The sequence below is a fragment of the Amphibacillus sp. Q70 genome, from assembly GCF_052055485.1.
Classification (GTDB): Bacteria; Bacillota; Bacilli; order Bacillales; family Amphibacillaceae; genus Amphibacillus.
The window spans coordinates 2,556,205-2,568,966 of the sequence record NZ_CP197171.1; the positions used below are offsets into that span (position 1 = coordinate 2,556,205).

Below are 12,762 nucleotides of genomic sequence, written 5' to 3' on the forward strand. Positions count from 1 at the left end.
GGGCAAGCTAAAGCCTGCTCCCTCTAGGTCTGTTTGACAAATTTGACATCAATCAAAAAGGTTTATGCAACGTTAGTGATCAGAAGATAGGGTTTATAACTTTAGCTAGGCAAATTTGCTACAAAAATTGAGCATTTAAGTTACAATAAAAGAAATTGAGGTGAGAGGTAATGAGCAAATTAGCCATTCTTCCATGTGGTAAAAAAAAGATTTGGGATCTTGATTCAACTAGGGGAAGAGAAGTAGTGAGGGAAGTATACGTTGGGACTTTACATCGTTTGACAAGACAGTATGCGGAAATATTTTGTGATCAATGGGTTATTTTGTCGGCAAAATATGGTTATTGCTTTCCTGACGAAATGATTGAGGGAAATTATGATTTGACTTTTGGCATGTCACAAGGAGAAGCAATCATTTCTAAAGAACAATTGCTAAAACAAATTGGAGAGAAAAAATTACAAGCGTATGATCAAATTATTGTTTTAACGGGAAAGAAGCATAAGGCTATTGTTGAACAAACCTTTGATCAAGTGAGTAAGTTAGTTTTCCCCTTACTTGGAACCAAAGGAATTGGTGAAATGCAACACCGTTTAAAACAAGCGATAATTAATAAGCAACCCCTGCATAAATGAGTATTTATTTCGAAAATCGAAAAAATAGGGTAAAATATAGTTTAATGAAAGGAGAATGATGATGAAAAGTAATTTATCACTTAGATGGAACTTAGAGAATATCTTTAGTGGTGGGAGTCAGTCAGAGGAATTAGTTAATTATATCGAAGAAGCCAAAGATTTATTGGATAGGCTTGCTCAACAGATGGCTCCCTTTGCTGAAAAGCAAGAACAAGATCAATTAGTTAAAATCACAGATACGATTAAACAGATTGAAGTGCATATTGGTGAGATTGGTGCATTTATAAGTTGTTTAACAGCACAAGATGTCAATGATAAGCCTGCGAAACAATTAGTTGGCCAACGAAATCAACTTGCTGCTGTTTATCAAAAACTAATAACTAAATTTAGCTTTGCTTTATCTAGGGTTAATAACCAAACATGGGAAGCATGGCAACAGGATGAGAGTATTAAGCCCATTTTATTTGTTCTTAATGAATTACGAGATCAAGCTCGTGAAAAATTACCAGAAGAACAAGAACAATTGATAACTGACCTAGAAATCGATGGCTATCATGGTTGGGGGGAAATGTATGATACCATTGTAGGTAAGATGTCAGTCGAATGGGAAGGGCAAGATATATCGATAGGACAACTTGAGAATAAATTAAATAGTTCCGATCGACAAGTACGAGAATTAGCTTTTGATAAGTTAGAACAAGTTTGGCAGAATCAAGCTGATTTATTTACTGATACATTAAATCATTTAGCTGGATTTAGGTTGCAAACTTATGCTCATCGAAATTGGGATGATGTATTAAAAGAACCGTTAACGTATAATCGTATGACAAAACAAACGTTAATGACAATGTGGGAGACCATTACGAAGAATAAACCAGCTTTTTATCAGTATTTACAACGTAAAGCTGAACAGTTAAATCTTGATAAGCTGGCTTGGTATGATTTAGAAGCGCCCATTTCTCAGGAGACAAAAGAGGTTAGTTATCAAGAAGCAGCGGAAGTGATAGTAAATCAGTTTGGCTCGTTTAGTGAGCGAATGGCAAATTTCGCCACACATGCCTTTGAGAAAAGCTGGATAGAAGCAGAAGATCGACCAGGAAAACGACCGGGTGGTTTTTGCACAAGTTTTCCTAGAAGCAAAGAAACAAGAATATTTATGACTTATTCAGGTACAGCTTCGAATGTAGCAACTTTAGCACATGAACTTGGCCATGGTTATCACCAACATGTTATGGATGAAGTTGATCAATTAAATCAAAGCTATGCCATGAACGTAGCTGAAACAGCCTCAACCTTGGCAGAGATGATAGTTGCTGATGCAGCTGTGGAAGCAGCAGAAACAGAAGAAGAGCGATTACTCCTTATTGAAGATAAAATTCAACGAAGCATTGCTTTCTTTATGAATATTCATGCACGCTTTTTATTTGAAACTCGTTTTTATGAGGCTCGTAAAGAGGGCTTTGTATCTACTGAGCAGCTTAATCAAATAATGGAATCAGCACAAAAAGAAGCCTATGGGGACCAATTGTCAAGTTATCATCCGTTATTCTGGGCTTCCAAACTTCATTTTCATATTACAGATGTTCCGTTTTATAACTTTCCGTATACATTTGGTTATCTCTTTAGCTTAGGTATCTATGCTTATGCAAAATCAGATAAAGAGAATTTTGCTCATTTCTATGATGCTTTACTTCAAGATACTGGGAGAATGACTGTTGAGGATTTAGCGAAAAAACATTTAAATGTTGATTTGGAAAAACCTGATTTTTGGCAAAATGCGATTGACCTATGTATTGCCGATGTCGAACAATTTTTAACCTTAACAAATAAATGAGCTGATAGTTAGCTCACTTGTTCGTTTAATAATTAAAATATATTTAGCTTTTCCTGATTGATTACTGAGCCATCAAAGGGGTTATCTCATTTGGTGGCTCAGTTTATTTTTGACAATGACTTTGCGTAAAATACTTAATGAACACAAAAGAGATTAGCCTTTGGGTTTGAAAAATATTGCACCGATCATAGCAAAGATAATGGCAGCTGAAATACCTGCACTTGTGACTTCAAACATACCTGTTGCCACCCCGATAATACCGAATTGTTCAGCTTCTTGTAATGCTCCGTGAACGAGGGAATTACCAAAGCTTGTGATCGGAACAGTTGCACCAGCTCCAGCAAAATCAATTAAGGGTTCATATAATCCAAGTCCATCCAAAATAGCGCCTGCAACGACAAGGAAACTCAAGGTAAAGCCAGGTGTTTGTTTAAAAACATCCATAATGAGTTGCCCGATTACGCAAATAGCGCCACCAACTACAAATGCCCATAGAAAAACCATTTAGTTCCCCTCACTTTCTATCGCAACAGCATGTGCAATAACAGGAATAGATTGTTTTTGCAATGTTGAAAGAGGTGATAATAGTGATCCAGTAGCCACCATTAGGATACGATTTAAATTTTTGTTTTTTAAATCATTAATGAGCTTACTGTATAAATATAAGGAAGAGCTACCTGCACCACTTCCACCAGCAAAAACATTTTGATTTTTTTCATAAATAGATAAACCAGCGTCAACCAGCTTTTCTTCTTCAATGTAGATTTGTTCTTTCTTTAATAGATCGATCAATAAATTTCGTCCGATGGAACCTAAATCACCTGTAACAACTAAATCATAATGATCGATAGATAGTTGATGATCATTTAAGTGACTTAAAATTGTATCTGCAGCAGCAGGAGCCATGGCAGCTCCCATATTGAAAGGATCTGATTGATTTAAATCCATTACGCGTCCAATAGTCGCTCGAGTGATGACAGGACCTGTCCCCGTTTGGCTGACTAGACCAAATCCACCACCAGTCACCGTCCATTGAGCTGTAGGTGGTTTTTGCGCTCCATATTCTGTTGGATAACGAAACTGTTTTTCAACAGCTGCATTATGACTAGCAGAGCCTGTTATGACATGGTTGCCACTCTTGCTATTGACAATCAATGCGGCAAGAGCAAGTCCACCAGTTGATGTAGCACAAGCATTGAAAAGTCCGATAAACGGTATTTTATGTGTTCGAGCGGCAAAATTGGTAGGTGTCATTTGATTAATCAAATCGCCACTAATGAAAAAATCAATATCTTGAAAACGTAACTTTGCTTTTTGAACCGTTAGTTTGGTAGCGTCCTCGATTATTTGTTGATGAGCTTGTTCATAGGTTGGTTGGTTCATATATAAATCTTTATGCAAAAGATCAATTTCCTTTGCTAATTTCCCTTTTCCTTCATAGGGTCCAGCAACTGTTGCCGTTGAAGTAATGACTGGTTTTTGTTGAAAGATCCAGCTTTGTTTTCCTATTTTCATCCAATCACCCCTAAACTGATTAGTGCTGTTTTAATCAGCGCCACGATAAATGCAGAGAAGACCCCAAATAAAATGACTGACCCTGCTAGTTTGAACATATTTCCGCCAACCCCTTGAACAAATCCCTCACTACGATGCTCAATGGCAGCTGAAATAACAGCATTACCAAACCCGGTCACTGGGACTGCACTTCCAGCTCCAGCAAATTGAGCAATCTTATCATATATGCCTAAGCCTGTTAGAATCATCGTAATAAAAATAAGTGTTGCCGTTGTTGGATCACCAACTGTTTCCTCAGTGAAATCAAAGAAGTACATGTAAAAAAAACTAATGCATTGACCAATTAGACAAATCGTACCTCCAACAAGAAATGCTCGTATACAATTTTGTAAAAGCGGTCGTTTTTTTTCCCGATCAGTTGCGATTTGCTGATAGTTTTGCTTATTTGTTGTTAACATAACAATCACCTTCTATTCTTTTGGCTTTTTAATTAATTTTTTAATTTGCTCAAATTCTTTATTGAAGTCACTGTTAGCTAGGTTTTGATTGATCGCTTTATCTTTTAATCGATCGATTTCAAGGAATATTTTATAATCAGAGGATACTTTTGCTTTGATTTTTGAATTTGAATTCTCAATAAACGATTCAATCTCTTTGGCAATTTTCTGTTCATTAAATTGTGATAGCTGGTCAACCTTGACTGCCATGATTATTTCATCATCATAAGTGATACTTGTTAAATCAGTGACTTGGTCAAAATGATTATCAACAGCTTGATTGATCTCGTTTCCTTGTTCATTGGTGTGACTAATATACTGTATATTTGGCTGTTCGACTGTAGATGGGTCAAGTGCTTGCTTATTAGAACAACCAAACAGAAGAAAGGAAAGGGATAGAGCAACAAAATAATATTTTTTAGATTTCAACATGTTTTATCACCTCTTTTATCAGATAGCTTTTGAAAAAGCGCATTTTTTATTCAATAAAAATAAACAAAATACTTCCTGTTTAAGTGCATTTTTGGTTTTAAATCACAAAGTAAAGGACTTAGAAGAGAAAAAGTTCAATAAACTCATCTTTTGATTTATCAATAATTACAGAAAAGAGCCAAGAAATTCAACTTTGTAGTTATCACAATCTTTAACGCGAAAAAGAACGGTTGAAAAAGGTAACTATCGATTAGCAAGTGGAAAGGTTGTATATCATTCAGATTGTCCAATTCCAAATCAAACATGTATTTTTAACCGTTAAAATTTAATTAAATGTTTGATTTAAAAGGGATTATCTGTATGTAACATTTATCACAGATAACCGACCGTAAAATTCGAGGCAACAACGGGTTTCGATGGGGAGAGTAACCGCAGCAATATTGTCAGGTTAAGGCGCGACCGCTATGGAAAAACACTACGCTTTCCGTGGGCATGGAGGCGTACAGGACGTAGGTCATGCAAATGTTTTCGGTGAGGCGAGTAATCGCAGTCCCAGGCTTTGTCACAGGACGTGAGGAAGTTAGCCTGCCTTGAGCTAACTTTGCCAAGCAAAAAAACACTTGTCAAAGTGGATCTCAATCTCATCCTCGAAAATAAAAATCAATTTTCTTCGTGTGATGCATTGCTGATGAAGCCTTCCTTGTGCTATTCCCACAGGAGTCTCCGTATTTTTCCATAGCTAACTCGTTTGACTTCCATTTGTATTAAATTTGATACTCGATTCCATTTCATCATTTTCTTATCTGAAAGAAAGGACAACTAAACATAAGCCAAATTAAAATGGGATTCACCCATACAACAGATCCACTTAGGTGATTGGAACGGAAGGTGGTGACTCCAGCGGAAATAAGATGAGTTGAAGATCCACTTTTGTAGCGCATTAGGCTACAAAAGTTAGCTGAAACCATCTCCGCGGAAAGCATCCACCTGTAGTGGAAAACACCGATTCTTAATATTTGAATCTTAGCATGCGATTTATCATTTTGAAATGGATTTACTTAATCGATTTTATTAACCTGACAACATTGGTAACCGCAGTCCCACTCCCAATCAGTGGGACTAAGGGATACAGACTAAGATCACGACGTCCTGGGACTGCGATTACTCGTCCCACCGAAGAGACTTGTGCGTCGAAAAACTCCCCCCGAATGTTAGCTATAGCTAACATTCGGGGGGAGTTCAATTTTGCTATTCTCCAATCTCTAATTAATAATAGTGATCATTTCTTTTTTAGGTTGGTTATCTGTTGAATACCATTCTTCTAAAGCAGGATTGGTTGCTTTGTTTATATCGGGTAGCTGTATTTTAATCTCATCATCATTTAGCCAGTTTGCATTAAGGATCGGCCAGCGAAAGGTATATAAAGAAATTAAATGATTATTATCTTCTGTTAAAGTTACTTCAACCCAATCTTCAATATTATAAACAACTAACTTATTAATGTCCCATGGTTTATCAGGGAGGCTGCGTTCAAAGATAAATAATATATTAGAAAGATCAGGAGAAGGATCTATACTGACCATTTTTGCTTGATCAGCTAATAAGTGTGATTGCTCTGATTCAGTATCTAAGAGCAGATATGAACATGATTCTTTTTGACAAGCAAAACTTAAAAGAAAAAGTGAATCATATTCATCTTGCATGATTTGAATAAGTTGCATCTCTTGAATAGCTTTATTACTATCAGTATGCTGTTTTAAGTAATTTGATAAGACCGGGATTTGGTCGATGTTTAAAGTCACTTGTTGATTAGAAAGGGTAAATTCCAGAAATTGTTGAGGTTCTTGATCTTCATCATGTTCTTCTTCAACAAGTGTGATTGCTTCCTCATCTTTAGCATTTATATCTTCTTGAATAATAATGGGCTGTTGTTTAGAACAGGCGACTAATAAAGATAAAATAACAAAGATAAGGGAAAATAAACGTTTTTTCACCAAAGGGTCATCCTTTCAATCAGGTTTTATTATATTTCAAGTAGTGGAAGCTAGGACTTTTCACTAATTGAAGAACAAGTTAAGCCTTCTATTCAACTTGAAAATTTAAAATTTTTAATTGGTCATTTTCATAACCAATTGTAAATAAGTAAGTCATTACATTAGTTTCGTCTTGAGCTGTCGCATTATCATATTCAATTGTGACGATAAGATCAATAAACTCTTGAGTTATATTTTTTTCTTCTTCATTTAATAAAGAAATATTCTTTAAATGCAGGTACTCAGATCGAAAGCTTGGATAATCTATTTCACTTTGAAGCTCGCTTCCAAGCAAGGTGTAGGCATTAATATAATCATGAATCGCTAAACTATCGATAAAATAATGAACTAAGTATGTAGCTTCCTCTCGTAAAATATCAGGATCAGTGGTTACTGCTTTGACACTAGTAGGAAAAGTTAACTGCTCATTGGTGGTTGAGGTAGACCATTCTGTTACTTGATCAATAATAGCAGGTATCGGTATACTAAAACCAATATCACTTTCTTCAATACCAGCAGAATTTATGCCAATAACTTTTCCTGTTTGTCGATCAATCAACGGTCCACCACTATTGCCATGTGTGATGTTTGCTGAGATTTGATACACATTATCATAAGTATAACCATTGATATCAAAGGATCGATCAATCCCTGAAATAATCCCAATTGTGACGGTATTATGAAAACCTAATGGGCTCCCAACTGCAATGATTTCTGAACCTGGTAAAAGCCGCTCGGTTGTTTCTAATTCAATTGGTTTTTGGTTGATTAATTGTGGGACTCGAATAACGGCAATATCTTCTTCTTCACCAATTCCCACGATGGCGGCGGGATAAGTTTCTGCATTTGACATTGTCACTTCTATTGAAATAGCATCACTTATTACATGAGCATTTGTAACAATATCTCCACGTGAATTGTATAGAAATCCTGAACCTACACGATTAGTTTCATCTGTTTCAACATTTATTTGAACAATACTTTTTTGCGTTTCATGAATCGTATGTTGTAAATTATCGGACATTATTGAGGCATCATCATATAAAACTAATTGTTCTCCAATTTCAATTTCTTGTTCGTATAGGTTTTGATATAAAAAATAGTTAAATACGAGGCCGAAAATTAAAATTAAGAGGCTAGATAAGGCAATAATCAACTTTTGACTTTTTGTCATGGGTTAACCTCCAAATTTTTAATTGAGTAACCATGTAATCGATGTAATTTGAACATCGTCAGCTTCTTCAATTATCTGATCATCAAAATGTATATGATCAAATTGACCGATCTCACCAGGATATAAGGTTTCTGGATAAATAAATATTTCATTCGATTCTAACTCAGAATGATCCGCATCGAAAATAGTATAATGAATCAAGACAGCATGAATCGGGATTGTTGCTACACTAGTAATTTCACCAAAAACGACTAAATGGCCACGACTATCTATTTCAAATTCAATTGAGACCTCATCAAGGGCATCATTTTCGTTTACTTCTTGCTCTGCTTCATATTGGGAAAAGGCTTGTTCTAATCGCTCTTCTTGAGCCATCTCAAAAGCTATTTTTTCTTTTTCAATTGAACTTAATAAACTTGTAAGTTTTTCATCATTTGGTAAGTAGTACAAGCCATTTTCAACCATACTCTGTGCTAGCGTAAATTGATTTTGGTCTAAATAGGCGTAAGCTTGATCAGCTGAGTGTGTAATAAGTTGATCTCTTATCGATCGAACTAAATCATACGCTTCCGGATCTTGAATACTATCAGCTTCCCAAAGCAAAGCAGGTAAATCATCTATCGGTGGATTTGCTTCTAACTTACTTTTCACCATGGATAGTTGGATTTCTGTTTGTTTATTCATCAATTGTTCTTGAAATTGAATGGCTGATTCCCCAGAATAATGGGTTAATTCATTTTTTGCTTGTAAGATAAGTTGTAATTGATCTTGTTCAGTATCTATATCGGATAGACTATCCAATGTTTCAACAGAAAAATTCGTAAACTGATGCAAGAGTCTTGCTTCGCTAAAGGCGGGATAGGACTCTATAGCTTTTTTTACTTGTTCATTCGCTAGTTCATAATCAGAAAGGAGAAGAGCCTCTTCAGCATTAAAATAGTGAGCTTTGGCTGAATTTATTTGTAATCGAGAAGCAGTATATATAACTATTGATAAGCCAACCATGATTACGAGTAATGTTAAAGGAATTAGAAAATGTTTAAAGTGCCACTTTTTTGTAAACAATCTATCCGCTATATTATTAGGCAGATTCTCACCACAATTCACACAAAATATTTCATCTGGATAGACTTTTGAACCGCAATGTGGACAGTAACCCATTTAAAGCACCTCCTTTTAGTAGATGACTTGCCAATCTGAAAAAGGATAAATAATAAATTCAGCACGTCCAATAATATTGGACTTTGCAATAAACCCGAGAGCATTGCGACTGTCTTTACTTATACGACGATTATCACCTAGAACATAGTAGGAGTGATTAGGTATTTCAGTTTTGGGGATATCATGTGTCCAAAAACTATTTCTATCAGTGATAAATACTTGTTCGTAAGGAATCCCGTCAATATATAACTGTTGATCGGTTATTTCAATCGTCTCATTTGGTAAACCGATGATTCGTTTAATATACCTTTCTCCATTATAATCAATAGTGACAATGTCTCCGCGTTCTGGTTCATTTAACGAATAGGCGAGATGGTTGGTGATGATCCATTGCTCATTTTGAATTGTTGGCGCCATACTTTCCCCAATAATTTGAGCAAAAGAGAAGATAAATAATCGAATAAATAATATAATAAGGAAAATAATTAAAATTATTTTTCCAATTTTGGTTAAATGAGTAGATACTTTTACTTTCATGAATAAAATAACCTTTCTCTAATAACATTAGACGCTTTTTGTTACGATAAGTTTGTGTTCAAAAAAGGGTATAAAAGACTGTGGGAACTATGTTTACAATGTCTTGAGATCTAAAATATGTAAGATGCAAGTGATATTAACAGGAGTTTCGCCATTGCCCACGAGCTTCTCGCTTGTTGTGGAGATAAAAGTTTAGTTTTGCTGATATTATCCTTAATAAAATCTTATCTTGTTCCGATAGTACAAGAATAAGTACCTTTCTTAATTCTGAGCCCAATCCCACAATGTGTCGATCGTTAGTCGAAACCTGTCTGTTTTCGATGTATCATTTTCGTTGGATTTTTGAACAACTTCTATTAGTTTATCATATTTATTAGTAATTTAGCAGGGATAGAAATAGAAATTAAAGAAACCTTAAAAGGTTATTATATTTTGGTTGTTATGTTAAAATTAACTTATAGAAAGGACTGGAGGTAACTCGATTGGATGTATCAAATTTGTTAGCTAGAATTGAACATTTACGACGTAGTATGATCGAGGTTGCTATTGATAAAGGTTTATCAAGCAGCGAATCCATTGAAATCAGTAGAGAACTAGATGACCTATTAAATCAATATGAAAAGATAAAAGGTTTAAATGATTAAAGAGGTTCTTTGTCAAATAACGTTAGTGAAGAATTTAAGCCGACATATATTCAATTGTTTATCGCGGTCTAAAGTCGTTTTTAATCGGCTTTTAGATCGTGTTTCTTTTTGCTTCTATCTTTTTAGGTTAACTGGCAATGCCTTTTGTGAGCTGAGATCTTTGTTAAAAGTATATTGAATTTAAAAAATGGTTACGATGGAGAATGAAGGGAGGGAAGAAGATATGTTTCGAACCATTTATCAACAGTTACTTATTTTAGGTTTTTCAGAAAAAATAATTATGTTCACGATTCTTTTTATTAGTTTTTTCCTCCTATTTATTTTCATTCGTCCGGTTATTTCCTATTTAATTAAAAAGAAATGTTACACCTTACTTTCGTATGTGTTCACTTTCCTTATTATTTTTTTGATAATAAAGGGGTGGTTGGAGGACCTTGTCCCCCTAGACTTTAAGCTATACTTATATTTATTTAGCCTAGTGGCAGGGATTTTATCTATACAGTTATTATACAAAAAAATAGTACGGAAAACCATTTAAAATAGTTCCTTATTTTTCATGATTTAAGTCAAGTAGCATAAAATAAATTCATTTGCGTTTATTATTCTGATAGTAAGAATAATTCCACTTTCCTAACGAAGAAGGTGTGTAATAAGAAGTTTTTTGCTCTTTTTTTTGTCGCTTTCGAAAAGGTATATTTAAATACTGGCAAATAATTCTTCGCGCTTGTGTCAGTGACATGATCGTTTTAGGGTTTCGATAATTTTGATCTAGTTCACCGAGGTGTTTAACATTTTTGAAATCCTGTTTATTCGGAGGGATATGGAAATAGTAGTTGTCGACTTGAACAAGTACAGTAGAATGCTGCTTGCTAAGTTTCGGTCGCTTTGAAAAGTGAAGGCCTATTTTCCTTGCCTGCTCCTCGTTTAAAAGTTTTTCAATGGCTTGTTTTTTCATTGAATATAGTTCATTGGGATTTAGTGCTGTTTTAGCATGACGATTAATAATAAAAATAGCTTTGGCAATTTCACTGATCTCATGATTCACGAAAAGTTTACCTCCCCTAGAAGACCATCTGTAAATTGATAAATCCATTTTAGCATGAAAAGCCCATTAAAACTACTGTAACTGTGATTTTGCTTAAGTTTTGATAAAATGAGTGGGCATTTCATTTCTCTACAATCTTTTTTATGATAAACTAAATACGTGAGAATAAAACGTGAAAATCTTCCTCAATTGCTAGACAAGGGGAGTGGGAAATGGAGTTTATTAAAGAAGAACGTACGTTACTAGATTTAACAGCTGAAGATTTAATGATTTCATCTGAGAAAGTAGCACATGTTCAATTGAATAATCCATTGGAACATGCGCTGTTGATTTTAGTTAAATCCGGTTATTCAGCTGTACCTGTATTAGATTCAAAATATAGATTTAAGGGGATAATCGGAAAAAATACGATTTTAAATGAAATTTTAGGAATAGAACGTTTTGAAATTGAAAACCTGTCTACAACAACTGTTGAACATGCTATGCTTACCGACATACCTTGTTTAGAGAAATCAGCTGATTTCTCTGCTTGTTTAAAAGCATTAATAAATCATGCATTTGTTTGTATTGTTGATCAAGGACACTTTTTTGATGGAATTGTAACAAGAAGATCAGTGTTAAAGCAGTTGAATCAATATTTTCACGTTAATAAAGATGCTCTAAATCGTTATAAATCTGAATTTGCTATAAAAGAAAAATGAGTATAATAAGGATTGTATTGGGTTAAATAAGTCAGGGTAAAACACTTGGCAGATGGTGAATACTCAATGATGATCCTATCATCACGGAAGGCAGGAGAGATAGAGTTCTCCTGTTTTTTCATGACAAGAAATTATGGTAAGAAAAGATACTAGGACAAAAGTAAAAGAATGATATTAAACATGAACACATGTAATATAGAGGAGAAGAGTCGCAGATGAGATATGTTCCGCTTTCCGTGGGACCGAGATTCAGGATAAGTAAGACACTTATTCTTGCATTACAACTACTTCATAGCCTTTCTTAGTGCGGTTACTCGTTCCACCCTCATGTTTAATTAAAGTAACAGCGTTTGAGCTTTTCTTTTGCTTCATATTTGAGTAAAAGTTTATGATGAGACAAATAATTGTAATGGAGTTTAACTGACTTGTTGAGCCGATACTAGAGTCCGATAAATTTTATTATGATCAAGCTTTAAAATTTTAAAAAAGGGTAATGAAACTGGAGGGGAAAATTAAATAGTAAGAATTAGTTTCCGCCTTAAGACGGATTTTGCAAA

The 12,762-nt window shown here is 34.6% G+C and carries 13 protein-coding genes; 4 read left to right on the plus strand and 9 right to left on the minus strand.

Annotation, left to right across the window (positions count from 1 at the left end; genetic code table 11):
• Positions 1 to 170: 170 nt before the first annotated feature.
• Together ACS127_RS11310 and ACS127_RS11315 are read left to right on the plus strand one after the other, a co-directional pair.
• Positions 171 to 632 (plus strand): DUF6884 domain-containing protein, encoded by a 462-nt coding sequence (locus ACS127_RS11310; RefSeq protein ID WP_440895151.1) that lies wholly within the window; start codon positions 171 to 173, stop codon positions 630 to 632.
• Between the two features lie 61 nt (positions 633 to 693).
• A complete protein-coding gene (locus ACS127_RS11315) occupies positions 694 to 2,466 on the plus strand; it encodes a M3 family oligoendopeptidase (RefSeq protein ID WP_440895152.1) in 1,773 nt (590 codons plus the stop codon).
• Between the two features lie 153 nt (positions 2,467 to 2,619).
• Here ACS127_RS11315 and spoVAE read toward each other — a convergent pair whose 3' ends face one another.
• The 8 genes from spoVAE to lepB form a co-directional block, all read right to left on the minus strand.
• Positions 2,620 to 2,970 (minus strand): stage V sporulation protein AE, encoded by a 351-nt coding sequence (gene spoVAE / locus ACS127_RS11320; protein ID WP_440895153.1) that lies wholly within the window; start codon positions 2,968 to 2,970, stop codon positions 2,620 to 2,622.
• Positions 2,971 to 3,981, minus strand: a complete 1,011-nt coding sequence (spoVAD, locus tag ACS127_RS11325; protein ID WP_440895154.1) for a stage V sporulation protein AD — start codon at positions 3,979 to 3,981, stop codon at positions 2,971 to 2,973.
• A complete protein-coding gene (gene spoVAC / locus ACS127_RS11330) occupies positions 3,978 to 4,439 on the minus strand; it encodes a stage V sporulation protein AC (protein WP_440895155.1) in 462 nt (153 codons plus the stop codon). Before spoVAC ends, spoVAD begins: the two co-directional genes overlap by 4 nt.
• Before the next feature lie 12 nt (positions 4,440 to 4,451).
• On the minus strand, positions 4,452 to 4,910 hold the full coding sequence (locus ACS127_RS11335) for a YhcN/YlaJ family sporulation lipoprotein (protein WP_440895156.1): 459 nt from the start codon (positions 4,908 to 4,910) through the stop codon (positions 4,452 to 4,454).
• Between the two features lie 1,262 nt (positions 4,911 to 6,172).
• Positions 6,173 to 6,904: a hypothetical protein gene (locus ACS127_RS11340; RefSeq protein WP_440895157.1), complete on the minus strand. Its 732-nt coding sequence runs from the start codon at positions 6,902 to 6,904 to the stop codon at positions 6,173 to 6,175.
• Positions 6,905 to 6,992: 88 nt separating this feature from the next.
• Positions 6,993 to 8,117, minus strand: coding sequence for a S1C family serine protease (locus tag ACS127_RS11345; protein ID WP_440895158.1), 1,125 nt, complete (start codon positions 8,115 to 8,117; stop codon positions 6,993 to 6,995).
• Positions 8,118 to 8,135: 18 nt separating this feature from the next.
• Complete coding sequence (locus ACS127_RS11350) at positions 8,136 to 9,278, minus strand: zinc-ribbon domain-containing protein (RefSeq protein WP_440895159.1); 1,143 nt, start codon at positions 9,276 to 9,278, stop codon at positions 8,136 to 8,138.
• A gap of 15 nt (positions 9,279 to 9,293) precedes the next feature.
• Positions 9,294 to 9,815 (minus strand): signal peptidase I, encoded by a 522-nt coding sequence (gene lepB, locus ACS127_RS11355; RefSeq protein ID WP_440895160.1) that lies wholly within the window; start codon positions 9,813 to 9,815, stop codon positions 9,294 to 9,296.
• Positions 9,816 to 10,297: 482 nt separating this feature from the next.
• On the opposite strand from lepB, the gene ACS127_RS11360 reads away from it, so the two are divergent.
• Positions 10,298 to 10,459 (plus strand): Spo0E family sporulation regulatory protein-aspartic acid phosphatase, encoded by a 162-nt coding sequence (locus ACS127_RS11360; protein WP_440895161.1) that lies wholly within the window; start codon positions 10,298 to 10,300, stop codon positions 10,457 to 10,459.
• 586 nt (positions 10,460 to 11,045) lie between these two features.
• Here the strand turns inward: ACS127_RS11360 and ACS127_RS11365 are convergent.
• Positions 11,046 to 11,504 carry a YkyB family protein gene (locus ACS127_RS11365; protein ID WP_440895162.1) on the minus strand — a complete coding sequence of 153 codons (459 nt, stop codon included), beginning with the start codon at positions 11,502 to 11,504 and terminating at the stop codon, positions 11,046 to 11,048.
• A gap of 212 nt (positions 11,505 to 11,716) precedes the next feature.
• On the opposite strand from ACS127_RS11365, the gene cbpB reads away from it, so the two are divergent.
• Entirely contained in the window at positions 11,717 to 12,205 is a 489-nt protein-coding gene (cbpB, locus tag ACS127_RS11370) for a cyclic-di-AMP-binding protein CbpB (protein ID WP_440895163.1), read from the plus strand.
• The last annotated feature ends 557 nt before the right edge of the window (positions 12,206 to 12,762 follow it).